The sequence below is a fragment of the Psychrosphaera aestuarii genome, assembly GCF_017948405.1.
In the GTDB taxonomy this organism is placed as follows: Bacteria; Pseudomonadota; Gammaproteobacteria; order Enterobacterales; family Alteromonadaceae; genus Psychrosphaera; species Psychrosphaera aestuarii.
In genome coordinates, this window is record NZ_CP072844.1 from 955,975 (window position 1) to 982,098 (window position 26,124).

21 protein-coding genes are annotated in these 26,124 nt (G+C 39.6%); 10 read left to right on the top strand and 11 right to left on the bottom strand.

Annotation, left to right across the window (positions count from 1 at the left end):
* The first annotated feature begins 8 nt into the window (after positions 1-8).
* The 3 genes from rplS (at position 9) to J9318_RS04420 (ending at position 2,563) form a co-directional block, all read left to right on the top strand.
* A complete protein-coding gene (gene rplS, locus J9318_RS04410; protein WP_210561630.1) occupies positions 9-377 on the top strand; it encodes a 50S ribosomal protein L19 in 369 nt (122 codons plus the stop codon).
* An 89-nt stretch (positions 378-466) separates the two neighbouring features.
* Positions 467-1,597: a bifunctional chorismate mutase/prephenate dehydrogenase gene (gene tyrA / locus J9318_RS04415; protein ID WP_244731877.1), complete on the top strand. Its 1,131-nt coding sequence runs from the start codon at positions 467-469 to the stop codon at positions 1,595-1,597.
* A 123-nt stretch (positions 1,598-1,720) separates the two neighbouring features.
* Positions 1,721-2,563, top strand: a complete 843-nt coding sequence (locus tag J9318_RS04420; RefSeq protein ID WP_210561632.1) for an HDOD domain-containing protein — start codon at positions 1,721-1,723, stop codon at positions 2,561-2,563.
* Positions 2,564-2,700: 137 nt separating this feature from the next.
* Here the strand turns inward: J9318_RS04420 and rdgC are convergent, their stop codons facing one another.
* Together rdgC and J9318_RS04430 are read right to left on the bottom strand one after the other, a co-directional pair.
* Positions 2,701-3,609 (bottom strand): recombination-associated protein RdgC, encoded by a 909-nt coding sequence (rdgC, locus tag J9318_RS04425; protein ID WP_210561634.1) that lies wholly within the window; start codon positions 3,607-3,609, stop codon positions 2,701-2,703.
* An 81-nt stretch (positions 3,610-3,690) separates the two neighbouring features.
* Entirely contained in the window at positions 3,691-5,430 is a 1,740-nt protein-coding gene (locus J9318_RS04430; protein ID WP_210561636.1) for a sensor histidine kinase, read from the bottom strand.
* Positions 5,431-5,594: 164 nt separating this feature from the next.
* Here J9318_RS04430 and ung point away from each other — a divergent pair, with 164 nt between their 5' ends.
* Complete coding sequence (gene ung / locus J9318_RS04435; protein ID WP_210561638.1) at positions 5,595-6,266, top strand: uracil-DNA glycosylase; 672 nt, start codon at positions 5,595-5,597, stop codon at positions 6,264-6,266.
* Positions 6,267-6,279: 13 nt separating this feature from the next.
* Here the strand turns inward: ung and J9318_RS04440 are convergent, their stop codons facing one another.
* The 4 genes from J9318_RS04440 to tal all read right to left on the bottom strand — a co-directional run bounded on the left by J9318_RS04440 (position 6,280) and on the right by tal (position 10,214).
* A complete protein-coding gene (locus J9318_RS04440) occupies positions 6,280-6,462 on the bottom strand; it encodes a DUF3545 family protein (protein ID WP_210561640.1) in 183 nt (60 codons plus the stop codon).
* A gap of 201 nt (positions 6,463-6,663) precedes the next feature.
* Positions 6,664-7,578, bottom strand: coding sequence for a DMT family transporter (locus J9318_RS04445; protein ID WP_210561642.1), 915 nt, complete (start codon positions 7,576-7,578; stop codon positions 6,664-6,666).
* Between the two features lie 26 nt (positions 7,579-7,604).
* Positions 7,605-9,248, bottom strand: a complete 1,644-nt coding sequence (pgi, locus tag J9318_RS04450; protein ID WP_210561644.1) for a glucose-6-phosphate isomerase — start codon at positions 9,246-9,248, stop codon at positions 7,605-7,607.
* 12 nt (positions 9,249-9,260) lie between these two features.
* Positions 9,261-10,214 (bottom strand): transaldolase, encoded by a 954-nt coding sequence (gene tal / locus J9318_RS04455; RefSeq protein ID WP_210561646.1) that lies wholly within the window; start codon positions 10,212-10,214, stop codon positions 9,261-9,263.
* Between the two features lie 286 nt (positions 10,215-10,500).
* Here tal and J9318_RS04460 point away from each other — a divergent pair, with 286 nt between their 5' ends.
* From J9318_RS04460 to J9318_RS04480, 5 genes are all read left to right on the top strand, one after another.
* A complete protein-coding gene (locus tag J9318_RS04460; RefSeq protein WP_210561648.1) occupies positions 10,501-10,986 on the top strand; it encodes a DUF3429 domain-containing protein in 486 nt (161 codons plus the stop codon).
* Positions 10,987-11,060: 74 nt separating this feature from the next.
* Positions 11,061-11,837 carry a peroxide stress protein YaaA gene (yaaA, locus tag J9318_RS04465; RefSeq protein ID WP_210561650.1) on the top strand — a complete coding sequence of 259 codons (777 nt, stop codon included), beginning with the start codon at positions 11,061-11,063 and terminating at the stop codon, positions 11,835-11,837.
* Positions 11,773-14,763 (top strand): FAD-binding and (Fe-S)-binding domain-containing protein, encoded by a 2,991-nt coding sequence (locus tag J9318_RS04470; RefSeq protein WP_210561651.1) that lies wholly within the window; start codon positions 11,773-11,775, stop codon positions 14,761-14,763. Before yaaA ends, J9318_RS04470 begins: the two co-directional genes overlap by 65 nt.
* 146 nt (positions 14,764-14,909) lie before the next feature.
* A complete protein-coding gene (locus J9318_RS04475; protein ID WP_210562366.1) occupies positions 14,910-16,562 on the top strand; it encodes an electron transfer flavoprotein-ubiquinone oxidoreductase in 1,653 nt (550 codons plus the stop codon).
* A gap of 166 nt (positions 16,563-16,728) precedes the next feature.
* Entirely contained in the window at positions 16,729-18,579 is a 1,851-nt protein-coding gene (locus J9318_RS04480) for a DUF885 domain-containing protein (RefSeq protein ID WP_425314331.1), read from the top strand.
* Between the two features lie 142 nt (positions 18,580-18,721).
* Here J9318_RS04480 and pulA read toward each other — a convergent pair whose 3' ends face one another.
* Genes pulA through purE form a run of 5 tightly spaced genes read right to left on the bottom strand, consistent with a single transcriptional unit; the run spans position 18,722 to position 24,777 of the window.
* On the bottom strand, positions 18,722-21,475 hold the full coding sequence (gene pulA, locus J9318_RS04485) for a pullulanase-type alpha-1,6-glucosidase (RefSeq protein WP_210561654.1): 2,754 nt from the start codon (positions 21,473-21,475) through the stop codon (positions 18,722-18,724).
* A gap of 8 nt (positions 21,476-21,483) precedes the next feature.
* A complete protein-coding gene (gene rlmF / locus J9318_RS04490) occupies positions 21,484-22,455 on the bottom strand; it encodes a 23S rRNA (adenine(1618)-N(6))-methyltransferase RlmF (RefSeq protein WP_210561656.1) in 972 nt (323 codons plus the stop codon).
* Between the two features lie 3 nt (positions 22,456-22,458).
* Complete coding sequence (locus tag J9318_RS04495) at positions 22,459-23,067, bottom strand: carbonic anhydrase (protein WP_210561658.1); 609 nt, start codon at positions 23,065-23,067, stop codon at positions 22,459-22,461.
* Positions 23,068-23,085: 18 nt separating this feature from the next.
* Positions 23,086-24,258 carry a 5-(carboxyamino)imidazole ribonucleotide synthase gene (locus tag J9318_RS04500; protein WP_244732018.1) on the bottom strand — a complete coding sequence of 391 codons (1,173 nt, stop codon included), beginning with the start codon at positions 24,256-24,258 and terminating at the stop codon, positions 23,086-23,088.
* A gap of 33 nt (positions 24,259-24,291) precedes the next feature.
* Positions 24,292-24,777 (bottom strand): 5-(carboxyamino)imidazole ribonucleotide mutase, encoded by a 486-nt coding sequence (gene purE, locus J9318_RS04505; RefSeq protein ID WP_210561662.1) that lies wholly within the window; start codon positions 24,775-24,777, stop codon positions 24,292-24,294.
* A 185-nt stretch (positions 24,778-24,962) separates the two neighbouring features.
* Here purE and nhaA point away from each other — a divergent pair, with 185 nt between their 5' ends.
* The gene (nhaA, locus tag J9318_RS04510) at positions 24,963-26,120 is read left to right on the top strand and encodes a Na+/H+ antiporter NhaA (RefSeq protein ID WP_425314327.1); all 1,158 of its coding nucleotides are present in this window, start codon (positions 24,963-24,965) and stop codon (positions 26,118-26,120) included.
* Positions 26,121-26,124: the final 4 nt, after the last annotated feature.

Here is a 26,124-nt window from a genome sequence, read left to right on the forward strand (position 1 = left end):
AGAAAATAATGAGCAAAGTAAGTCAAAACATCATTAAGGCTCTAGAAGAAGAGCAGCTTAAGACTGATGTACCAGCATTTATGCCTGGTGACACAGTAGTTGTAAAAGTACGCGTAAAAGAAGGCAACAAAGAGCGTCTTCAGGCGTTTGAAGGATTTGTATTAGCGAAGAGAAATCGCGGTTTACACTCTGCTTTCACAGTACGTAAAATTTCTAACGGTGAAGGTATTGAGCGTACATTCCAAACGCACAGCCCAGTTATCGAGAGCATCGAAGTGAAACGTCGTGGTGACGTACGTCGCGCTAAACTATACTACATGCGTGAACGTTCTGGTAAGTCAGCACGTATCAAAGAAAAGTTATCTTTCAGAAAGTAAACTAGTTTACTCGATGTTAAAAGAGGAGCACACAGTGCTCCTTTTTTTATGCTATAAAGAAAATCTGAGCACTTAGAAAGCGAGTTATCGTGTTATTAGAAGATTTACGTCAGGATATCGATGCAATCGATACCCAGCTAGTCGAGTTACTAGCTAAACGTCAGCAGATCACAAGTAAAGTTGGCGCATATAAAAAACAAATAGGTAAGGCTATTTACGATCCCGTTCGTGAAGCAGAACTTATATCTGAACGCCGAGAACTAGCGGAATCTCTCAATGTTAGTCCTGATTTGATTGAGGATCTTTTAAGGCGAATAATGCGCGAATCATATCAAAGCCAGCATAATTCGTATCGTTGCTTGATGCCGCAAGCAAAGATTGTAGTAGTCGGTGGTGCGGGTGCATTAGGAAGTCGTTTTGTTGATATGTTTTCACGGTCTGGCTACGAGGTTGTGGTTTTCGAACAAAATGATTGGGCAAATAGTAGCGATGTATTTTCTGACGCCAAGCTGGTCATTATATCAGTGCCAATTCAAGTAACGGCAGATGTCATATCTCAGCTACCTGACTTGCCTGAGGATTGTATTCTTGCTGATTTAACGTCACTCAAAGAACAACCGTTAAAGGCTATGTTAAATAAGCACACAGGTCCAGTGGTTGGTTTACATCCTATGTTTGGACCAGACGTACCAAACTTTGTGAAACAAGTTGTCGTTGTATGTAATGGACGTCATCAAGAGTCTTATCAATGGTTAATTGAACAGTTAACACTATGGGGCGCAATATTAGAAGTAGATGACGCTCAGCAACATGACAGTAGCATGGAAATCATTCAAGCAATGCGTCACTTTACAACTTATGTATATGGTCGCTTTTTGGCAAAACAGAACCCAGATCTACAACAGCTATTACGACTGAGCTCTCCAATATATCGCCTAGAGTTAGCAATGACTGGCCGTTTGTTCGCTCAGAATTCACAACTCTACGCCGACATTATTTATAATGCGGAAAATATTCAGGCGCTCGCAAAAAGTTTCTTTGAAGAACTGAATGAGGCTCTGGTGGAGTTGACAGAAAATGACAAAAAAGCATTCCAAGCATCCTTTGATGATGTTGCCGATTGGTTTGGTGACGCGTCTAAAGAATTTTTATTGGAAAGCCGAGCGATGCTTAAAACTGCACATGATGCAAAGTCTGTTAAGCAATTGAGTAGCAAATAAAAATATTCAAAATTATATTAATTTTTTCTGTATCTGAATTGGCTAAAACAAAATACTACGACTAAAATCGTTGTAAATAATAAAAATTCGTTAAGTTTACTCCAAGACTTTAAAGGACCCTTTATGTCTACAGAAAATGCACTATTAACAATTTTGGTTGAAAAGATTCAAAGTGACTCTTTAGTACTGCCTACGTTACCAGAAATAGCGATTAAAATTAGAGAAGCAGCAGACGATCCAGATGTAAACCTTCATATGATGGCCAACGTTATCTCACAGGATCCCGCTTTGTCTGCCCGTTTAGTAAAAGTGGCTAATAGCGCTTTTATGGGGCGTTCAGTAAAAGTTGATTCGCTAAATCAAGCCGTTACTAGAATAGGTCTTCGACAAATAAAAAATATTGCGACAGCGATAGCGATGGAGCAATTATTCGTTTCTAAAAATGAACTTGTTCGCGAATACATGCAAAAGTCTTGGGAAAAAACGGTAAATGTAGCTTGTGTCGCAATTGCTACCATGCAGAAATGGGAAAAAGGTCATAAACATACTTCAATTAATATTGATACATTAACACTAGCCGCGTTAGTTCACAGTATCGGCGTACTGCCAATACTTACAGAAGCCGAGCGACATGAAGAGGTGTTTGCTAATCCAAGCTTTTTGGAAGCTGCCATTAAGAGAATGGGCGGTAAACTAGGGGGCGCTATCATGCGTTCTTGGGGTTTTAGTGGTGACTTTATTGAAATTGCCGAAAAGTGGAATGATCTAGAGTATAAAACGCAAAGCGTAAGTTATATAGACTTTGTTCGAGTTGGAGCCTTGTATCATGATGTATTATGCAAAGGCCAAGCGGATATAGATAAGTACGAATTTTATGTAGAGAAAGGCGTTGTTGAAGATATTGAATACTTTAAGTCCGACGAGTTTAATAAAGCACTATTGGACATAAAGAGTGTTTTTTCATAGTTGATACTGTCTTACGGTACCAAGGTTCTTTATGACAGATAAAACGTAAGTAAAAAAGCTAACCATTAGGTTAGCTTTTTGTTTTAAGGAGTACAGTCTCTATGAACCGTCAGGGCAATTCGCGTCATTACCACGAATTAATTTTCGCCACTTGATACATCCCATACAGATACTAAGTCATTTAGTAGGTTATTTAATTCACCTGTCATTAATGCAAAGTCCGCATCAAATTTCGCTAATTTATCATCTGATGGTACATCGTCAGTTTGTTCTTTTACTATGTCTAAAAACTTGATTTGTTTAATAGCCGCTTCTTCATTTATTACAAATTTTGCTTTTTCATCCCAAACTAGGCCTAGCTTGTGTACAAATTTACCATTTGTGATATGAAGTTGTACTTCTTCTTCAGTGACATCATGATTTTTTAATTTAGCGACGGCAGCTTCTTCATCCAACGCTTTTAATTCAATATCGCTAGCGAATTGGAATGGACTTGGTAAAGCGTCATTTTTAACCCAGTTTGTCATTGCAAGCATCAAATCTTGCTCGGGTTTTAATGGAAGAATAGGCAATGAACCAATACATTGTCTTAGCATTGCAAGCAGGTTTTCTGCTTTATTAGCACTGCTGCTATTTACAACAACCCACTGGTTTTTTATATCTATGTAAGCGTATAAACGGCTACTTTTAGAGAAGGCTTTTGGTAGCAAAGTTTGAACAATTTCTTCTTTAATTGATTGTTGCTCTTTTTTGCCAACTTTCTGGCCACGCTCTTGCTGTATAAGTTGGACTTTCTCTTCTAAAGCTTCTTTTACAACAGATGACGGTAAAATTTTTTCTTCAGTCTTCAAGCAAACTAAAAATGTATTACCTGCTGCATGTAATAGTCCTTCAGTGCCTGGTATTGCAGGTACCCAGCCTTGCTTAAGCTGATCTTGACTACCACAAGGTCTAAAAAGGTGGTCTTGTAAGTGATTAGTAATTTCGTCAGCGGATAATTCAAAAGGCTTGGTAAATTTATAAATGAAGGCGTTGTTAAACCACATACAGCTAATTCTCTATAATAAACAGGGACTGAATCATATCAAACTAGCAGTATTTAACACCTGAATTTTTTGATAAAAGACCTAACTAAAAGACTTTGGGATCTTAATATTATAAGTCAAGCCTTCACCAATTTGGCTTTGAGCTGTTATTTCGCCGTGAAGCGTTTGCGTTACTATATTGTAGGCGATATTGGTACCTAACCCTGAGCCGCCTTCATCTCTTTTGGTCGTATAGAAAGGGTCAAATAGCTGATTAATTTGATCCCCACTGATACCGTGGCCGTTGTCTTTGTAAACAATGTGTATTTGATCTATGTCGTCAGATACGTCAATTTCAATTTGTCCTTCTTTCATGTCTTCAAAACCATGAATAACGCTATTGATTATAAAGTTTGTAAATATTTGTGAAATAGCGCCAGCGGTAATGGAGAGCTCTAAATCTAAAGGACAATTTATAACGACGTTGTGTTGACCTCGTTTGAGTTCGGGTTTTAAAGACGCAACAATTTCGTGTAAGTAAGAGTTAATATTGATTACTCGATTCACTTCACTCGTTTGATCTACCGCAATTTGCTTGAAGCTTGCAATGAGTTCACTGGCTCGCTGCAGGTTATTAGACAACAATTCAGTACTTAGTTTGCTTTCCAATAAAAAGTTTTTCATATCATTGGCGCTAAGCGTTTGATTAGTTAGCTTTGCTTCTATCTCTTTTATACGCTCGGTTAGTACACTCGTTGCCGTGACACTAACGCCAATTGGCGTGTTTACATCATGCGTAATACCCGCCACTAGCCCACCTAGTGCAGCAAATTTTTCTGACTCCACGAGCTTGCCGTGTGCAAGTTTCAGTGTTTCTATCGTACTTTCTAGTTCATGAGTCTTTGTTAAAAGTTGATTTTCAGTGCTATTGCGTGTTTCTATTTCTTGCTTTAGAACATTTTGATTACTTTCAAGTTGATATTTTTGTCGCTGTAAGTCCATCATCGCCTGACTCAAATTGGCTGTCTTCTTAGCCACCTCTTGTTCTAATAACAAGTTTTGTTGGTCAAGCATGTCGTTACTTTTCAGAAGCTGTTTTTGAGTTTGTTTAAGTTTTTCTTGTGACTCTGAAAATTGCGCAATGAGATCATTAAATGAACTTTGGATAACATCGAGCTCACTACCTTTTAAGCGGTTAACATTTAACTTAACGTTAGATAAATTATTCAGATCAATGGACTGTAACTGCTCTACAAGATCGCCCAATGGGTTCGTAAGATGTTTTCTAAATGCCATCATAAATAGCAAAACTAGGAATGTTGTTTTTGCAAATGCACTTCCTAGCATAAAATAAATGCTTAGCAGTATCCGATCAACAACGACATCACGAGATGAAAATAAAGTAACATCTCCAACTAACGTGCTTCGACCAGAAAACTCAAAAACCAAAGGGAACCGATAACCAAATAAGCCATTTGCCCCTGAGATCATTTTTCCACCGTGGGCGAGATCTGACTCTTCTTCGATCACGTCAAACTCAGAATTTCCTAATTCAGTTAGTAACTCACCATATTCGTTGCGTATTAGTACGCCCTCAATTTTGGGCATAGCCACTAACCCTTCAGAAATAGAAATGACTTGTGGTGTGTTTAACTCCCAGATGGCTCGAGTAAGACTTCGGCTAAAAGTATTTTCTAAGGTACGTAACTCTTTAGCAATATAAGCTTTCGTATTAACATATTCAGCCAATAATTGGACACAGGTAACAGCAAAAGTTAAGACAAAATATAGGGACAATACACTCACCAGTAATCGTCTTGAAATGCTTTGTTTTTGCTTCATTAATATGGCGGTCCTAGGTTGTGACATGAATAAATTAAAGAATTAAAACAGAATAATAGTAACTTAGTTTCTACTATGTCTATGTTATAACAAAAATAAGTTAATTTAACTAACTCTTATATCCTAGTAGAATGTGAAAAACTTGCCCACTAAAAGAAATATTTATGATAGAAAATACCAATTGGACTCAGTTTTTTAACCAACAGAAATGTCAGCCATATTATGAGCAGTTAACAAAGCAAGTTGAGGAAGCACGCAACAGTCATGCAACTATTTTCCCGCCTTCGAATCAAGTGTTTACGGCCTTTGAATTAACGCCAATAAATGAAATTAAGGTTGTTATTTTAGGTCAAGATCCATATCACGGATTAGGTCAGGCAAATGGTCTTAGTTTTTCGGTCAGTAAAGGCCAAAAAATCCCTCCATCATTACGTAATATTTATAAAGAATTAGCGTTAGAGTATGAAGACTTTGAAACTCCAAAGCATGGTGATTTGAGCTCATGGGCAGAGCAAGGCGTGCTATTACTAAACGCAGTTTTAACTGTTGAAGAGGGTAAGGCTAATTCGCATAAAGATTATGGCTGGCATACGTTCACAGACAATGCGATTAAATATATAAATGAAAATACAAAAGATGTTGTGTTTATATTATGGGGTGCGTTTGCGCAAAAAAAAGAGGTGTTGATTGATTTAACGAGACATTCTGTTTTGAAGTCAGTACATCCCTCACCGCTTTCAGCAAGAAGAGGCTTTTTTGGTTGTAACCACTTTAAAATGGCTAACCAAATACTAGAAAGTAAAGGTAAGACCAAGGTGAATTGGTACTTACCTTGATTACTTTGTTACCTTAAAACTCTAAATCTGCAAGATCGTAGTCTGCAGATGGGTCTATATCCTTAAGTTCATTGCGCAATCGGTATTTGTCTTTTATTGACTCGATTTCGCGCCATTTGCGTTTTGCTCCTCGTTTACTCGCGCGTTTACCAGTATCGTTTAAAGCATTTTCAAACAACTCAGCTAGCCCTTCCATATCGGCCCCCTTAACGTCTAATTATTATTGTTATAAGGATGATAGGTGGTGGATAGTCACACACCTAAAATGCACAAATTCGTTTTATCATAACGGGGGATAATGTAAAGACAAAAAGTGAAAAAAATATGAACAATTCTTGAAAGATATATGAACAATAGTGGTTTATTTATTGTTCGCTCAGATGTCTTTTTACCTAAGTTATTGTTGCTTAGCCTTTTTTAATCTTTGGTGCAGACCTGTCGTTAGCATAACGCCAGTTAAGATTAAAATTCCGCCAAAAAACATATTAATAAATAATGGCTCGTTTAAAAATGTACTGCCAAAAAAGACACCAAAGATAGGTATTAGGTAGGTGACCGACATAGCAATCGTTGGGCTGGTAAATTCTATTAATCGATAGAACAGAATATAGGCAAACCCAGTGCATAAGGCGCCCAATATAATTAGAGCTACCCAAGCGTGCAGCGAAACAGACATTAAATGAGTTATTGTGTCTCCTATAAAAAAGACAGGCAACACGATAAATGCACCAACAAACATAGTTCCGGAGGCAACAAGCAGGGCCGGTACGTTGTTTAGGTGTCGCTTTGAATAATTGGATGAAATGCCATACATACAAGTGGCGGTAATTACGGCACAAATCGCTAAGACATCATTATCAAAACTAAGCGACAATTTATGCAGTGTTAATACTATGACACCGATAAACCCAAGCAATAAACCGAACCAGCCACTTTTAGGTAATATAGCGTTAAATAACACCACCCCAAAAAAAGCGCCCCATAACGGCGTAGTTGCGTTTACGATTGATGCTAAGCCAGCCTCTAAGGTTAGAGCCGCATAGGCAAACAGAAAAAACGGAATAACTGAATTACCGACACTCACTATGATTAAATTTTTCCACAGGGTCTTTTTTTCTTGTTGTGGAAGAGGCGGGATATGCTTAGTTGCAACGATGATAAACACCGGAAGTAGCGTTATACCAGCAATGACAACACGTAATGCCGCCATATTAATAGCACCAAACTCGGGTGATGCTATTCGCATAAATAGAAATGAAGCGCCCCATATAGCCGCTAATAGAACAAGTTCTAGATAATACTTAGGGTTCACTTCATATCCTTATGATGGCTGTTCTGTTAATTGACGTGAGATTTAAATAAATCGACAAGCTGCTGAGTAGATGAATCGAGAGAATCGACCGTTTCCCCTTTGATAGCACTTAGCACTGTGTCGCCAAGTACTTTACCTAACTCAACGCCCCATTGATCAAAACTATTCACATTCCAAATGACGCCTTGAACAAAGACCTTATGTTCGTATAGAGCAACTAGCGCCCCGATTTGTTTTGGCGTTAACGATTCCATTAACAATGTATTAGATGGTCTGTTGCCTGGCATTCTTTTGTGAACAGCTAATGTTGCAGCTTCTTCAACTGAGAAACCTTTTGCAATTAACTTTTGATTCACTTCATTAATCGTTTCACCTTGCATTAATGCTTGAGTTTGAGCAAAGCAATTTGCTGCTAACATTTGGTGATGTTCGACTTCGCTATGGTTAGGAACAATCGGCATAATGAAGTCAGCTGGTATAACTGTATTTCCTTGATGCATTAACTGGTGGAAAGCATGTTGTCCATTTGTACCTTCACCACCCCAAATGATAGGCCCTGTTGCGTAATCAATCGGATTATTATCCATGTCGGTAGACTTACCGTTAGACTCCATATCTAACTGCTGAACATAAGCTGGAAAACCACGTAAATAATGGCTGTAAGGCAGTAGAACATGGGCTTGACTACCAAACATATTTCTATACCAAACACCGAGTACGCCCATAATTACAGGTAAGTTATCTTGCAATGGCGCAGTTTGAAAATGAACATCCATCTCATGACCGCCCGCTAAAATCTCCGCAAAATTGTCGTAACCTAAGGCAAGTGCAATAGGTAAACCGATAGCCGACCACAAAGAGTAACGGCCGCCTACCCAGTCCCACATTGGGAAGATATTGTCAGGGTCTATACCAAACTCTGTTGCTTTGCTGATGTTGCTCGATACGCACATAAAGTGCTTGCTGATATCTGAGAATTCAGCGCCTTGAGCTAACAACCAATCACGCGCCGTTTCTGTATTTTTTAACGTTTCTTGAGTGGTAAAAGACTTGGAACTCATTACAACCAAAGTTGTTTCAGCATTAAGTTTTTTAAGCACATCGGTAATATGATGCGCGTCGACATTGGCAACAAAGTGAACATTAAGCGACGATACTTTATAAGGCTTTAACGCTTCGGTGATGATTTTAGGCCCGAGAAATGAACCACCAATGCCAATTGCAACAACATCGGTAAACACTTTGCCGGTATAGCCTTTGCGCTGACCAGAATGTACTTCGTCAACAAAAGATTTTATTTTAAATAGTGTTTCATGCACTTCATCAACCACATTAACGCCGTCGACCAGCACGGACTTGTGTTTAGGTTGACGTAACGCAGTATGCAATACTGCTCGTTGCTCGGTTGTATTAATAATGCCGCCAGTAAACATGGATTTGGTTTTTTCAGCTAAACCTGAGTCATTGGCAAGTTCTAAAAGTGCATTAAATGCACTTTCATCAATGTTATTTTTTGAAAAGTCTAATGTAAAACCACAGGCCTTACGCGTGTAAGTTTTTGCTCGCGCTTTGTCTTTTGCAAACAAATCTTTCATGTGTACATTTTGTAGACGTTCAAAATGCGGTTTCAACGAATCTAAGATATCTTGATTCATAGCAGACTGATTCATATTTAATAGACCTTAAAGTTTTGCAGTTAACAATGCTTCTAGTTTTACCTGATCTTTCGCAAAGTTACTTATGCCCTCGGCTAGCTTTTGCGTCGCCATTGGATCTTCATTATGCTCCCAACGAAACTCTGCTTCAGTCATTTTATTCGGGCGCTCAGATTTGTTGCCTTCAAAAGATAACGCTTTCGGCAAAGGCTGCTCAATTGCGTCTAATTCTTCTAATAAAGCCGGTGCTATTGTTAAGCGATCACATCCAGCTAGAGCCATTATTTCATCTACGTTTCTAAAGCTTGCACCCATAACGACGGTTTCATAGCCGTGTTGCTTATAGTACTGGTAAATGTTGCGGACTGAGATCACACCCGGATCTTCCTCGCCACTAAACACTTGCTGCTCACCGTTCGCTTTATACCAATCTAAGATTCGTCCGACAAACGGTGAAATTAGAAATACGTTAGCTTCGGCACACGCCCTTGCTTGAGCGAAACTAAATAACAAGGTTAAGTTACACTGTATGCCTTGTTGCTCTAATATTTCGGCTGCTTTGATGCCTTCCCACGTTGAAGCCATTTTAATTAATACGCGATCACGGCCGATACCCGCTTGTTCATAAAGTTCGATTAATCTTAGCGCTTTAGTAACGGTTTTGTCCGTATCAAAAGATAGCCTTGCATCTACTTCTGTAGAAATGCGGCCAGGAATTAGCGCGTTAATTTCTTTACCAATTAACACGGCTAGCTGATCCGAGGTATCTTCTAATTGCTGAGCTTTGTCATTTGATTGTTGTTTTGCCCACGCCACTGCTTGATCGATATACTTTGAGTATTCTGGGATTTGAGCTGCTTTTAATAACAGTGAAGGGTTTGTTGTTGCGTCAACTGGACGGAACTTTGCAATTGCTTCAATTTCACCGGTGTCAGCAACAACAGTGGTCATTTCTCTTAATTGTTTTAATACACTAGACATTTTATCTTCCTGAAAACTTTTTGTGCCGAATAGACGTAGAATTGATTACTTTCTGGACACTAACAGTATAGTTAGCTTTGCGGCATTATGATGATTATTACTTGATGGTAAAACTACAAAGAAAGACAGATTTATTCAAGCATGATTCGTAATTAAACCACGGTTTTTGTAGACTATCAGCAGAAATTAAGCAAAACGATCGTAAAATTACGACAATTCCTTTTTACGGCTGTTAATGATCACATTATTACGCGACGTAAATATAATTTAAGTTAATGAGAGAAACATGAATACAGTTTCAAACGAATCAACAATTGACTCATCACTACAAAGTACGGTTACTCTATTTAGTTATTGTGGGTTGTTACCATTTTTATACTTTGCAGCTTGTGCTTGGTTCCCAGGGTTAAATTTATTTGAAACCGAGCCATTAACCGTTTTTAGGGCATATAGTGCCGTCATTCTCAGCTTCTTGGCTGGCACGCTGTGGGTGTTCGGATTAATTGCAACGCAATATCAACAGCAAGTTGAAGTGCGAAGCAAAAGTTTAATTTGGTCCGCTATATTTCTGTCGGTGATCGCTTGGGGAAATCTATTTATCGCCGGTAAGGCCGCACTTTTTGTAGCAGGCTTGTTATTTTTAGTGGTTTGGCAAATAGAGCAAAAAACTGAGTTAACAAAGTGTTATCCAGCTTGGTATACTGAACTTAGAGCAAAGCTAAGCATGATAGTGGGCGCCCTACATATTATTATCTGGTTAACTATTAGCTAACGCTTTGCTGAATACGCGATGCCGTAACCAGCAATTATGACCTTTTCAAATTTAAATATAAGAAGCGACTTTCTATGTTATACGTAATTTCTCCAGCAAAAAATTTAGACTATGAGACGGCCCCAGCGACGAACAAATATACTCAGCCGGAACTTATGTCGGATGCAACAGAATTAGCTGATGTGTGCAAGCAGTTAACGCCTCAAGACCTTAGTTCGTTAATGCATATAAGTGATAAGCTAGCAGGACTAAATGTCGCCCGCTTTGCCGAGTGGCAACCAGACTTCACACCTAAAAATGCAAAACAAGCCGTGCTAGCATTTAATGGCGATGTGTATACCGGGCTTGAAGCTGAGTCGTTCAGTGATGATGACTTTGAATACGCACAGCAACACCTCCGTATTTTATCAGGGCTGTACGGTGTATTAAAACCATTAGACTTAATGCAACCTTATCGACTAGAGATGGGAACAAAACTGACCAATCCTCGTGGTGAAAACCTTTACCATTTTTGGGGTGATATCGTAACCAACAAAATTAATGAACAAATTGACGCTGTTAGCGCCCCTTATTTAGTAAACTTAGCTTCAACCGAATATTTTAAGTCAGTAAAGAAAAAGCAATTAAACGCTAAGTTAATTACACCAACGTTTAAAGACTGGAAAAATGGTCAGTATAAAATGATCAGCTTTTACGCCAAAAAAGCCAGAGGCATGATGGTGCAATACTTAATTAAAAACAAAGTAGAAACGCTGGATGATTTATTAAAGTTTGATATGGCCGGTTATGAATACAACGCGGAGCTATCAAAACCAGACGCGCCTTGCTTTACCAGAAAAGAAACTGACTGAAGCTAATATGAAATTATCAGGGTCGCATTTAACTTTTTATCAGCAACTGTTAAACGTTGTTCCGGAATCTCAGTTAATTACCGACCCTTTTAAAACACTTGTCTATTCTACCGACGCTAGTTTTTATCGTTTACAGCCAAAATTCATTGTTGTTGTTGAAGACGAAGCGCAGATTCAATCCGTATTGCGCATTGCTTACGATCTTAACGTACCAGTTTGTTTTCGTGCCGCTGGAACGAGTTTGTCCGGACAAGCCATAACCGATTCAGTATTAATTAAACTGTCTGATAACTGGCAACATCTAGAGGTTCTTGATAACGGCCAGTCTATTAAAATGCAATGTGGAGTGTTAGGAAGTCAAGCCAATGCCGCGTTAGCAAAATACTCCTCAATTTTAGGCCCTATGCCGGCGTCAATTGATGCTGCTAGTGTGGGTGGAATGGCCATTAATAACGCAGCTGGCATGAATTCCCTTGATACTTACGGGCAAATGACAGACGCAAAATTTATTTTTGCTAACGGCAACGAGCTTGATACAAAACTGGTGAAATCGAATGAGCAATCTCGAATAGATTTTTTGCAACAGAATAAAATATTAGTAAATGGCATAACCGAGTTGGTTTCTTACGTTAAGTCTAATCCAATTTTAGTTAATACCATTAAGCAAAAGTACCGCATAAAAAACACCACAGGTTATAACCTAAGAGCGTTAGTTGAATTTGATGACATAGTTGATGTTATTTCCCACTTGATGATAGGTTCTGAAGGTACCTTAGGTTTTATTTCCCACATAACCCACAAAACAGTCGCGGTTTCACCTTTTAAATCTGTTTCGCTTATCGTTTTAAATTCGTTAGCTGATGCTGGTATTGCTGTTCAGCGTTTAAAATCAATTCAAACCAAACAGCAAGCGCTTATTGGGGCGGCAGAGCTCATTGATTATTTAGCACTTAAGGCAATTTGTAATGAGCCCGGTATGCCTAAGAGTCTGCAAACACTCACATGTGATAGTGTCGCCTTGCTCGTTCAAGTAGAGGCGAACGGGTTTGACCAATTAATGCAGAGCGTTCATTTAGTGTCTGAGCAACTAGCGAATTTAGATTTAGCGTCGCCGATTCAGTTTTCTCAAGACAAGCTGCAAATTCAGCAATATTGGCAAATGCGCAAAGCTATTTTCCCTGCCGTTGGCGCAAATCGTCCTGCAGGAACAACGGCTTTGATTGAAGACGTGGCATTTCCTATCGAACGCTTACCAGAAGCTTTAGTCGATTTACACTCGCTGTTAACTCGTTATGAATATTCTGATGCCGTTATTTATGGTCACGCGTTAGATGGCAACTTGCACTTTATTTTTTCACAAGCCTTCGCAACGCAACAGCAGATTGATAGATACGAAGCCTTTATGCGTGATGTGGTAAATCTTGTTGTTGATAAGTATCAAGGTTCACTTAAAGCGGAACATGGAACCGGGCGTAATATGGCGCCCTTTGTTGAGCAAGAGTGGGGCCCGTTGCTGTATGACGTTATGAAGAGAATTAAATCTCTATTTGATGATAGAGGAATCTTGAATCCTGACGTCATGATCACAAAAGATCAACGCTTGTTTATTAAAAATATCAAACCTTTAATAGCGGGTAATGAACTCATTGATAAGTGTATTGAGTGTGGCTTTTGTGAGCGTCAATGCCCATCGAAAAACATCACTTTTACACCTAGGCAACGCATTGTGGGTCAACGTGAAATTATGGCGCAAGAACATAATTTAATGTCGGTCGCGGATAAAACTGTGCGGTTAAAGAACCTGCAATCAACAAAAAAAACTTATGAGTATCAAGGTATTGATACATGCGCTGGTTGTGGATTGTGCGAGACAAGCTGTCCGGTAGGAATTAATACCGGAGACTTAATTCGTCAACAACGAAGGTTACAACATCAAAGTTCGCCAACGCGCAACATTACAACGAATGCGTTAGCAACGTTGATGGCTAATCAATTTGGCTTCATTACTAACGTTGCACGACTTGGCATAGCGATGAACTCGTTGTTGAAAAAATCAACCACACTAAGCCGTTGGTTAAGCCTGCCAACGTTGCCTTCAGTGGAAAAGTTATCGAATATCACTAACACTGTGAAAATGGCGAACGGCCAACACTCCTCGATTTCAAAAAAGGTGGTGTTATTCCCTTCTTGTATTTCTCGAGTTTTTGGAGCAACTAAACCCGAACAGTTGAATAAAGAGTCGGAAAAACAAAGCCAATCTCAAACCGAAGCGTTTGTGAGCATTTTAAACAAAGCGGGTTACGAGGTTGTAATACCAAAAAATGTTGATCAACAATGTTGTGGCTTGCCTTTTAAAAGTAAAGGTTTTCCTAATCAAGCTACCGAAAAAACAGCTCAGTTAATCAAAGAGTTAACTAGCGCAAGCGATCAAGGCCGATGGCCAATAGTGATGGATACTAGTCAATGTTTTGAACAGCTGCTAGAGGGATTTCATAAATCTGAACATAGTCAGTCAGGTGAGAACCTTGCGTTAAATAAGCCTGAATTCGATATAAGCGACCCACTATCATTTTTACACGATAACGTATTACCAAAGTTGAAAATTGTACCTAAGACCAAGCCGGTGACATTCCACCTAACTTGTGCAGCGCGAAGAGGTCAAAAAGACGCACTTGCATTGGCTATTTTAAAATCATGTGCTGAAAATGTGACTATTCCTGCTGATATTACTTGTTGTGGCTTTGCTGGTGATAAAGGATTTAGCGTGCCAGAATTAAACGCCAGTGCTTTAAAAGCGTTAAAACCACAAGTGAGCCATTGCCACAGTGGTTATTCAACCAGTCGTACATGTGAAATCGGTTTAACTACGCATAGTGGAATTTTGTATCAATCTATTGTTTATTTAATGGATGAGGTAAGTGAATAGTGCGAGAAACTGGCGATATGTTTACAAATTTTTACGCAAAAATACTGAATACTTGCAAATAACAGTGGCTCAAACAGCGCTCATGAGTAAAATGGTCGCTATAAAAATAATATAAGAATAGTAAAAGGGGACAAGGTTTGGCTGAGATTGAAAGAGAATCTATGGACTTTGACGTAGTCATTGTCGGAGCAGGCCCAGCTGGGTTATCGGCTGCCATTCGTTTGATGCAAAAAGCACAAGAAAACGAACAAGAATTGATGGTGTGTTGTGTTGAAAAAGGCTCAGAAGTAGGCGCACACATTTTATCGGGTGCAGTACTAGATCCAAAAGCACTTACTGAACTTATTCCTGACTGGAAAGAGCAAGGCGCACCATTAAACACAGCGGTCAGTAGCGATGAAGTTTACTTCTTACGTGGTGAGGAATCCGCATCAGCCATCCCAAGTTTATTATTTCCAAAAACGATGCACAATGAAGGTAACTACGTTGTCTCCATGGGTAACGTATCTCGTTGGTTAGCCGAAAAAGCGGAAGCGATGGGCGTCGAAATTTTCCCAGGCTTTCCTGCCTCAGACGTACTTTATGATGAAAGTGGCGCCGTTGTTGGCATTCAAACCGGCGATATGGGCTTAGACGAGGAAGGTCAGCCAAAAGACTCGTTTATGCCAGGTATGGAGCTTCGTGCTAAATACACAATTTTCGCTGAAGGCTGTCGTGGCCATTTAGGCAAAACATTAATTTCTAAATTTAAGCTTGATGAAGGTAAGTCGCCTCAGCATTATGGTTTAGGCTTTAAAGAAATTTGGCAAGTACCAGAAGAGCAACATCAGCCAGGTTTAGTTGTTCACACTGCTGGCTGGCCGTTAAACGACGGTGCGACCGGTGGTGGCTATTTGTATCATGCTGATGACAACCAAGTAGTATGTGGCTTAATCGTTGACTTAAACTATTCTAATCCACACCTAAGTCCGTTTGATGAATTCCAACGACTAAAACATCACCCTACTTACGCAAAACATTTAAAGGGTGCAAAACGCATCGCCTATGGTGCAAGAGCTATCACTAAAGGTGGTTTGAATTCATTACCGAAAATGACAATGCCTGGTGGCTTTTTAGTTGGATGTAACGCGGGTACATTGAACTTTGCCAAAATCAAAGGTAATCACGCAGCGATGAAATCCGGTATGTTAGCCGCCGAGGTTATTGCAGATGCACTTAAGTCAGGTGACGAGGGTCAGAAAGACTTAACTCAATACCAGGCCGCATTTGACAGCAGTTGGTTATATGATGAATTGTATTCGACACGTAACTTTGGTCCAGCCCTTCATAAGTTTGGCACTGTGATTGGTGGCGCATACAATACCATTGACCAAAATTGGTTTGGTGGCAAATTGCCGTTTTCGTTTAAAGATGAAACGCCTGACTATGCGGCATTAAAACCTGCTAATGAATGTAAGGTCATTCAATACCCGAAACCGGATGGGCAGCTTAGTTTTGATAAGCTTTCAAGTGTATTTTTGTCGAATACCAACCATGAAGAAAATCAGCCTGTTCATTTGAAGTTGAATGATGCGTCAATTCCTCTAGCGCAAAATCTACCTATGTATAATGAGCCAGCTCAGCGATACTGCCCAGCAGGCGTATACGAAATCGTAGAAGATGAAGAGGCGGGGCAAAAATTCCAAATCAACTCACAAAACTGCGTACATTGTAAGACTTGTGATATTAAAGATCCGGCCCAAAATATTACTTGGGTAACACCTGAAGGTGGCGGTGGTCCAAACTATCCGAACATGTAACAGCTATTTAAACCGGTTCTAAAAAACCGGTTTTTTGTTATCAGGCCTATTGCTTTCACCTTTCGCAAGCCTTTACTACACACAGACTTGATCTTTTTACTGAGCAAGGTAAAACAGTAAGGTGAACAATATTAATTTACTAAAATAATAAGAAACTATTATGAACTTGAATAAAACGTTAATTGCGATAGCTATCGCCTCCAGCTTTGCTATTGCCGGTTGTAATGGCGCTAAACCAACAAACTCATCAAACTCAACTGATGTTGTAGCCTCAGTGGCTGTTTCTGCAGATGAAATAAAGTCGGCATCAGTCGCTGCAAACACATTATTTGATGAAATATACATGGCTGGTGTTATGCGCAACCCAGTATTTCAAACTTATCTTGGCATTAAAGATGACTATGACAAATGGTTTGATTTATCTGCTGAATATGCAGAACAAGAAATTGCCATCGTTAAACAAGACTTAGCTAAAATAAAAGCCATAGATGAGAGTAAATTAGACTCTCAAACCAAAATTAGCCGCAAACTCTATATACAGCAACTAGAAAATGAAATTGCAGATTACAAGTGGCGTTTACATAATTACCCAGTTAATCAAATGTTTGGTACGCACTCGCAGATCCCGGCGTTCTTAATTAACCAACACTCAATAGCGAATGTAAAAGAAGCTCAAGACTATATTTCGCGTATAAAAGGCGCTGAAAAAGTGTTGTTTGATGTTGTTGAGAACTTAAAAATCCGTGAAGCGCAAGGCATTATTGCCCCTAAGTTTGTATTTCCACATGTGTTAAGAGACTCGCAAAACATTATAGTTGGTGCTCCATTTGATAGTGGTGATGACAGTACAATATTGGCTGATTTTAGCCGTAAAGTCTCTGCACTAGACATTGACGAGCAGACCAAAACAACCTTAATCGCCGAGGCTAAAGCCGCATTAATTTCAAGTTTAAAACCCGGCTACGTTAAGTTGGTTAGTTACTTAAAACAGCTAGAGCAAAAAGCCGATGACAAGGACGGAGCATGGAAATTTCCTGATGGCGAAGCCTTCTTTAACAATGCGTTAGCGCGTACGACAACCACTGAATTAACCGCAGACGAAATACACAAAATTGGTTTAGACGAAGTGGCTCGCATTCATCAAGAAATGACCGAGATTAAAAATAAAGTTGGTTTTGACGGCGATTTAAATGCCTTTTTTGAATATATGCGAAGTGATAAACAGTTTTATTATCCAGGTACGCCAGAGGGCAAACAGCAATACTTAGATGAAGCCGTTGCCTTAATTGATGATATGAAGTCTCGCTTAGATTCGCTATTTTTAACTAAACCGAAAGCGGACATGATAGTGAAACAAGTTGAAGCGTTCCGTGAAAAGTCTGCAGGCAAAGCGTTTTATCAACAACCAGCACCAGATGGATCTCGTCCAGGTATTTATTATGCAAACCTGTATGACATGGAAGCGATGCCTACTTATCAAATGGCTGCATTGGCTTATCACGAGGGCATTCCAGGTCACCACATGCAAATTGCTATTAAGCAGGAGCTAGAAGGCATTCCAATGTTCCGTAAGTTTGGTGGTTACACGGCTTATACGGAAGGGTGGGGACTATATTCAGAGCTAATTCCAAAAGAAATAGGTTTGTATGAAGACCCATATTCTGACTTTGGGCGTTTAGCGATGGAGTTGTGGAGAGCGTGTCGATTAGTCGTAGATACTGGTATTCATAGCCAAAAATGGACTCGCCAGCAAGGTATTGATTACTACGTTAACAATACACCAAACGCTGTGTCTGATGCGGTTAAAATGGTAGAGCGTCATATCGTAATGCCATCTCAAGCGACAGCCTACAAAATAGGCATGTTAAAAATATTAGAGCTTAGAGAAAAAGCCAAAGAGGAACTTGGTGATAAGTTTGATATTCGTGAATTCCACGATGTTGTTCTCAAAAACGGGCCGGTACCATTAAACGTACTTGCTGATTTTGTTGATGATTATATCGCTTCAAAAGCATAAGTTGCCAATAGAAACATCATTGAGCAATTAATGGCAGAATGTAAAAAGGGCTGATAAATCAGCCCTTTTTCATATCCAGACATAAAAGCCCAGGCTTTTATGTCTTCACTTTCATAAACCGTAAACGTTATTTACTCTGTGGTTATTGCAACTTAATAAAAACAGCCGTTGTTAAAGCTGGAACGGTAAAACCAACGTCACTGGCCTCAGAGGTTCTGACAACGTCGTCCGCACCCTCTAATTGTACTGGGTGCAGTTTGTAATCACTTGCATCAGTTGCAAAGGTTTGCGTCTTATCGCTACTATTAAATATCACAACAATCGACTCTAATGCTGGATCAATATCGACTAAACCACTGTCACCGAGGTACATCACGATAAGTCCTCGTTGTTTTAGTACGTCGTTATTTAAAAACGTCACATTATGTTTAACTTGCTCCGCGGTTCTTAGCCTAAACAACTTAGAACTGCTTCGTATCTTAATAAAATCTTGGAAAACACCAGAAGCAAACTCAATATGCTCTGATTGCACTTGGTCTCTGCCTTCATTTTTTTCTAATAACTTAGAAATAACCGGCCAATTATCAAAATCTTTTTCTGCTGGTGGTAAACCAACATTATAGTTATTGGTCTGATAGGAAAAATCGACACGGTTAAACCAATCTCCATAATCATAACTATCGCGTAAAAACGATTTTGAGCGCAATAGTTCCGATCCCATATGTAAAAACGGAATGCCTTGAGCCATTAATGGATACGACAGGGATAACAGTTGAAAACGAACACGTTGGTCTGTTGTGAGATTATAAGGTAAACGATACTGATTGTTATCCCATAACGTTTGGTTATCGTGCTTAGAAACATAGTTGATTGTATCAGCAGGGTCTTTGGCATATCCGGCGGGACCGTTACCATAGGGAACTTGAGAGCCCATTACCGTTTCCCCAAATGAATTTATCATAGAGTATTCAGCTAAATTTGCCACAAGCCCTAGTTTCACCTGATCCATTGAACGTAAGTACTCATCAACTTGTAGGTTGTCATCTTGCAAATCATTAGGCACCACGGTAAGTCCGTTACCTACGCCTTGGTCTCTGCGTAAGCCTTCTTTGGCCGTTTGGAAGTTACCACCTCGAATCGCATCACGAAGTCGGTCTGTAAAAGTACCTATTTCCGTTCCGGCTAATTCCGTTTGACTTGCTTGAACAAACTGACGGTTATTTGCAACCTCGCCGAAGTTCCAGCCTTCACCATAGAAATAAGTATCGGTATCAACTTGTTTTACTGCTTTTCGAGCTCTCAACATTGCATCTTTTGGTTGATGACCCATTAGGTCGAATCGAAAACCATCAATCTTATATTGTTTTGCCCAGGTCACTAAAGAATCGCTCATTAGTTTTTCCATCATGGCATTTTCTGTAGCCGTATTATCGCAACATGTCGACATTTCTAATGAGCCAGATACCGGATCGTACCTGTGGTAGTAGTGCGGGACTATTTTGTCTAGAACCGACTTTTCGGCAAGGCCAGAAGCAAATGTATGGTTATAAACAACGTCCATTATCACGCGGAAGCCTTTGCTATGGAGCGACATAACCATTTCTCTAAACTCAATAATACGAGAAAAGCCTTCTGGGTTTACCGCATAGCTACCTTCGGGAACTGTGTAGTGATATGGGTCATATCCCCAGTTATAGTTATCGCTACCACGTATTTGCTCCATAACTGATTGTGCTTTATCAGAACTTGGCTCATAGCTTGATAGCAGTTCATTGAGCGTTAAAGATTGAGCATTATCATCGTTACATACATCTAAGTCTTCAACGAGTGCACATACTTTTTTCATTGAGTCGAATAAATCAATGGCGTCCGCGGTGTTTTCGTTGATAGTAGAGAGGTCGTAGGTCGGTAACAAGTGAACTGTATTTAGTCCGGCTTCTTTTAGTTTAAGCAAGTGAGTCATGCCGTAACTATCAGTTTCGGAAAAAGCTTTGTATTTGCCACGATATGACGGCGAACTTAGTTTGCTGTCAAAAGCACTAAAGTCTCGAATATGAGTCTCATAAAGGATTAAATCCTCAGGTGCATCTACTGTAGGAACCGTCTGTGTCTTCCAACCTGCAGGCATAGTATCAGAAGCATTCAAGTCGATGACTTGTGAGTATTTACTGTTTATAGATAGGCTTAATGAGTAAGGGTCAGTTGTGATTAGACGCTCAAACTTACCTGTGCTTGGGTGAAAAACTTCAATTTGATATTGATAGTACGTACCAGAGGAAGCAATATTTGTTGTTGAGCTCCAAACACCGGTAGTTAAATCTTCTTTTAATTCAATTGGCTGAGATAGTGGTTGCTTGTTATTATCAAATAGCAATAACGACACATTTGCAGCCGTTGGCGCCCAAAGCTTAAATTGAATACCGCTGGCTGTAACGCTGGCGCCAAAGTCTTTAACTTCATTTGCGTCGTTACTTTGGCGAGTAAATATAAAATCAAGTAATGGCGCTTGTTGAATATAGGACTCAGCCACAAGTTCACCATTTCGGTACGACTCTACTAAGTTTTTTGATTTAACAATCGAGTTTAAGTCGAGCTTTTTGTTAACCTTAAAGGCAGTAAATTGTGACAAGTGTGGGAATTTTATTTTTAGGTCGTCAGATAATACGGTTTGCTCAAGAGCAATGGTCTCATCTTGGCCTAATCGATTTGTTGAAACAATTCGAACCGTATCAGCTTCGTTTTCTAATTTAATGACTAATGTATCACTAGTTAGCCAATGAGCTGCGCTGTTTTCAACAATATTAGTAGCGCTAAAAATATTTTTTGGTTGGCACGCGGTTATCAAAACTGCACTTGAGATTAGCAGGGCAGCGGCAAGTTTATTCTTTTGAAACATGTGGACCTCTATTGGGCTTTATGATCAAACCAAATTGAATGCTCTTTAGCAGGAATAAATGTCCATGCGACAAAACGGCTAATTTTATGCCCTTGGCCCATGTCTATTATTCTGTATTCCTGAACATTTGCTTTTTTGAGTTCTGACTCGATCACTTTGAGACTGTCTTTTTTAGAGACTAAACTTGAAAACCATAACACTTGCTGACGGATCTGAATACTTTCCCTAATCATTTTACATACGAATTCAATTTCTCCACCGTCGCACCATAACTCACTGTTTTGTCCACCAAAGTTAAGAGACTGAGCCGCTTGAGCTGGTAAGGATTTAGACTTAGCTAGATTTTCAACTTTTTGCGTATTGGCCGCCAAAGCTTCTTCAGCTGAACGATGAAATGGCGGATTACACATAGTAAATGTAAACGTTTGTTCTGGTTGAACTATGCCCTCAAAAATATATTCAGGGTTGGTTTGCCTTTTTACTTTTACGTGAGATTTTAAACTCGGGTTACTTTTAACTAACGTAGTGGCGCAGTCAAATGATAAGGGATTTAACTCTGAACCAACAAAAGACCATTGGTATTCATGACGACCAATGATTGGATAGATTAAGTTTGCGCCTGTACCTACATCTAGGCCTTTAACTTTTTTGCCACTTGGGATCACACCATTATTACTACTCGCCAATAAATCAGCTAGATGATGAATGTAGTCAGCTCGACCTGGAACTGGCGGGCACAGCACCTGTTCAGGGATTTGCCAAAAATGCACGCCATAATAAGCAAGAAGTAAAGAACGGTTGAGCTCTCTTACTGCATTTGGATCGGCAAAGTCTATGGTTTTATGACCATTACTTCGCTCGATAATATAACGAGTTAAATCCGGGTTGGCTTGAACTAAGTCATCAAATTTGTAAGCTACGCCATCAATCGCTTGATGACGATTTCGCGGGTGTAAAGTCGGGGTGGATTTAGTCTTCATATATTACACAGTAATAAATCGAGTTTGTTTTTCATCATATATTTCTACGTTACCGGTCTTGATGTCGTACATCCAACCATGAACTTGAATGTCGTGTGTATGTAATTTTGAAAATACAGCAGGGTGAGTTTTAAGATGATTCATCTGCAATATAATATTTTGTTTGGTAACTTCATCGAGATGCTCATCACCTAAATGGTCGTATTGTTGCTGAACCGCCTCTTTTGCTGCTCTGCAATGGTCTAACCAAACTTTTACATGCGGCAGTCGCTTAACACTTAAGGGTCTCATAGCCGCTTTCATGGCACCACAAGAACTGTGTCCGCAGATGATGATATGTCTGACCTTAAGCACAGATACTGCATATTCTATCGATGCCGTCATACCACCAGTTTCATGGGAATGAGGCGGAATGATATTTCCTGCATTTCGGCATATAAAAAGCTCGCCGGGCTCAGACTGAGTGATTAAATTTGGGTCTATACGTGAGTCTGAGCAAGTAATAAACAAAACGTCAGGGTCTTGACTTTGTGCTAGCGCTTCAAACTTTTGTTGATGTTGCGGATAAACTTCTGTCTGAAACTTCTTTAGGCCAGCAAGCAACTTTTCCATTAATAAAAATACCTTAGCTTAAATATCGATAATCGGAGCCAAATTTTTCGCAAGCGCATCAGGTAAAAAGTTTTTGACAGTATTCACACGAGCTAACATTTGCTCAGGCGTTGCGCCGGTAACATTTATATGACCCATCTTACGTTTTGGCCTTACTTGTTTATCGTACCAGTGAAGGTGAGTATTTGGCACTGTAAACAGGTCTGCTTTCGGTTTGCCATGGCCAACGTAATTTATCATGGCAACCGACGCCGTGACTTGTGTTTCCCCCAGAGGGTAGCCAGCAACAGCACGAATATGATTTTCGAACTGACTTGTTACAGAGCCTTGTTGGGTCCAATGACCTGAGTTGTGAACTCTTGGAGCTATTTCATTGACAATTAATTCGTCGCCGACTTGAAAAAATTCAATCGCTAACACGCCGCAATAGTCGAGTTTCTCGGATATTTTTTTATAAATGTTTTGAGCTAATTGCTCTAGCTCTAGCGTAACCTTAGGCGCAGGTGCGATAGATAAAACTAACTGACCGTCCGCATGATGGTTCTCGGTTAACGGGTAAAACTTGTGGTTGCCATTTTTATCTGTAACGCCAATAAGCGATAACTCTCTTTCAAAGTTAATACAACGTTCAGCGACTAGTGGCATTTTTTCAAAATTATGTTCTTTAAGCTGCGCTTTAACGTCTACTAAGTCTTGCTCTGAAAAAATACGCCATTGGCCATAGCCATCATAACCATCTCGACTTGTTTTTAATATAATTCGCGGGCCTAATTCATTTTGCGCTCTATCAAAATCTTCAACGTTAGAAATAACGACGTTTTGGCAATGTCGAACATTTACAGAGTCTAAAAGTCTTTTTTCTACGATTCTATCAGCGCCGGCTTGGATGGCTTTTTCGTTCGGTAAAAACTTCCCACTCAACTCTGCCTTTTTTAGCAAATCCAAAGGCAAGTGCTCAAACTCCGAGGTAATAACGGCCGCATGTTCAAAAGCTTCGTCTAACGTTATGTTTAAGATACTTTTATCAACCGGGTTAACACACTCTTTTGTATTGGCATTTACGGCAATGATATTCAAACCAAGTTGCGAGGCTTCTAAATACATCATTCTGGCAAGTTGACCATGCCCTAAAATAACGATTAGATTATTTTCATTTTGTTGCGTAGCACTACTAAAATATGAAGGAACCATCAATTTTCACTTATTTGGGATAGTTGATATTATTTAGAAATCGAGTTTATGATTGTTTAGGACATCTTGAGTTTGTTCGGCTCGAAATGCTTTAATTTTATCGGTAACGTCTTGATCATTCAGACCAATTATTTGTGCTGCTAATAAACCTGCATTTGCGGCTCCAGCCTCGCCAATGGCTAAAGTACCCACCGCGACACCTTTTGGCATTTGAACAATAGAGTATAGCGAGTCTACACCACTTAGCTTGCTGGACTTTACAGGTACACCTAAAACAGGAATATGAGTAAACGCAGCAATCATTCCCGGTAAGTGGGCTGCACCGCCAGCACCAGCTATAATAACTTGTATGCCTTTATCTGCTGCGGTTTCGGAAAATTTTTGTAGAAGGTGAGGGGTTCGGTGGGCGGAAACAACTTGAGCATGATACTCAATGCCAAATTTATCTAACATGTCGGCGGCATGTTTCATTGTTGGCCCATCAGACTGGGATCCCATAACGATTGCAACTCTAGTCATCTTTTTCTCTGTAAACTAAGTTAAAGCATTTTAAGTTGAAGGCCATATTAGCAAAGCTCAACGGCAATATCATTAACCTATTTACTGAATTAATACAAAAATAAGAAAGTTACGTATATTATCTATATATAAATTTTTTATGGAGAATAAAAAAAATAATGAGCAACCAGGATAATAATTTTATTATGCAATTTTTTAAGACAGAATCAGCCGGCGGTATCCTGCTTTTTCTAGCAGCGATACTCGCTATTATTTGTGCCAATACAGCGTTAGTTAGCTACTACGAGATGTTGCTATCGACGCCGGTAGAAATTCGAATTGGGGCTTTGGAAATAGCTAAGCCTTTATTGCTTTGGATAAACGATGGCCTGATGGCGGTGTTTTTCTTTTTAGTAGGATTAGAACTTAAGCGTGAATTAATAGAAGGTGAATTATCCGACAAACGAAATATTATTTTACCGGGTGTTGGTGCGATTGGCGGCATGCTAGTTCCTGCGCTTGTTTATGTCTACTTTAACGCAGATAACGAAGCCGCACTGAGTGGTTGGGCGATCCCCGCAGCCACTGATATTGCCTTTGCTCTTGGTGTTCTAACATTACTAGGCTCGAGGGTCCCTGTAGCGTTAAAAGTGTTCTTAACATCACTTGCAATATTTGATGATATCGGTGCAATACTTATTATTGCTTTTTTCTACACATCGAAAATTTCCATTACGGCATTAATTGTTGTTGCTTTATGTATACCGGTTTTAACGTATTTAAATAAAAGAAATGTAGTGTCATACAGCCCTTATATTTTCATTGGTATTATCATGTGGATTGCGACATTAAAGTCTGGCGTACATGCAACCCTTGCAGGTGTGCTACTTGCTATGTTTATTCCAATGAGAAGTAAAGAGAACCCAAGTTTTTCTCCGGTTAAAGAACTTGAACATGACTTACACTCTGTCGTTGCCTTTTTTGTGTTGCCAGTATTCGCTTTTGCTAATGCGGGTTTAAACTTAACAGGAGTTGGCGTAGAACAGTTGCTTCATCCCGTTCCGGTTGGTATCGCTGCGGGTTTATTTATTGGTAAGCAAGTAGGCATATTTGGATTATGTTGGTTAGCGGTTAAGGCCGGTTTAGCACAACTACCTAAAGGCATGAACTGGGCCTCGCTATATGGTACCGCCGCACTTTGTGGTATAGGCTTTACGATGAGTTTGTTTATTGGCTCATTAGCCTTTGAGGAAACCGGCGTAGACTTATTATTTGATGAACGACTTGGCATTATCGTCGGCTCAATTTTAAGTGGTGTTGTCGGTTATCTAGTTTTAAACAAGTCGCTTAAAAAAGTCCCTTAAAGGG

What these genes read in the sequence shown, in the direction of transcription:
- pulA (WP_210561654.1), bottom strand. Translation starts at nt 21,475, where the DNA reads ATGTTTCAAAAGAATAAACTTGCCGCTGCCCTGCTAATCTCAAGTGCA.
- rlmF (WP_210561656.1), bottom strand. Translation starts at nt 22,455, where the DNA reads ATGAAGACTAAATCCACCCCGACTTTACACCCGCGAAATCGTCATCAA.
- nhaA (WP_425314327.1), top strand. Translation starts at nt 24,963, where the DNA reads ATGCAATTTTTTAAGACAGAATCAGCCGGCGGTATCCTGCTTTTTCTA.
- tal (WP_210561646.1), bottom strand. Translation starts at nt 10,214, where the DNA reads ATGTCTAGTGTATTAAAACAATTAAGAGAAATGACCACTGTTGTTGCT.
- J9318_RS04500 (WP_244732018.1), bottom strand. Translation starts at nt 24,258, where the DNA reads ATGGTTCCTTCATATTTTAGTAGTGCTACGCAACAAAATGAAAATAAT.
- pgi (WP_210561644.1), bottom strand. Translation starts at nt 9,248, where the DNA reads ATGAATCAGTCTGCTATGAATCAAGATATCTTAGATTCGTTGAAACCG.
- purE (WP_210561662.1), bottom strand. Translation starts at nt 24,777, where the DNA reads ATGACTAGAGTTGCAATCGTTATGGGATCCCAGTCTGATGGGCCAACA.
- J9318_RS04430 (WP_210561636.1), bottom strand. Translation starts at nt 5,430, where the DNA reads ATGAAGCAAAAACAAAGCATTTCAAGACGATTACTGGTGAGTGTATTG.
- J9318_RS04495 (WP_210561658.1), bottom strand. Translation starts at nt 23,067, where the DNA reads ATGGAAAAGTTGCTTGCTGGCCTAAAGAAGTTTCAGACAGAAGTTTAT.
- J9318_RS04460 (WP_210561648.1), top strand. Translation starts at nt 10,501, where the DNA reads ATGAATACAGTTTCAAACGAATCAACAATTGACTCATCACTACAAAGT.
- J9318_RS04420 (WP_210561632.1), top strand. Translation starts at nt 1,721, where the DNA reads ATGTCTACAGAAAATGCACTATTAACAATTTTGGTTGAAAAGATTCAA.
- J9318_RS04470 (WP_210561651.1), top strand. Translation starts at nt 11,773, where the DNA reads ATGAATACAACGCGGAGCTATCAAAACCAGACGCGCCTTGCTTTACCA.
- ung (WP_210561638.1), top strand. Translation starts at nt 5,595, where the DNA reads ATGATAGAAAATACCAATTGGACTCAGTTTTTTAACCAACAGAAATGT.
- rplS (WP_210561630.1), top strand. Translation starts at nt 9, where the DNA reads ATGAGCAAAGTAAGTCAAAACATCATTAAGGCTCTAGAAGAAGAGCAG.
- J9318_RS04440 (WP_210561640.1), bottom strand. Translation starts at nt 6,462, where the DNA reads ATGGAAGGGCTAGCTGAGTTGTTTGAAAATGCTTTAAACGATACTGGT.
- yaaA (WP_210561650.1), top strand. Translation starts at nt 11,061, where the DNA reads ATGTTATACGTAATTTCTCCAGCAAAAAATTTAGACTATGAGACGGCC.
- rdgC (WP_210561634.1), bottom strand. Translation starts at nt 3,609, where the DNA reads ATGTGGTTTAACAACGCCTTCATTTATAAATTTACCAAGCCTTTTGAA.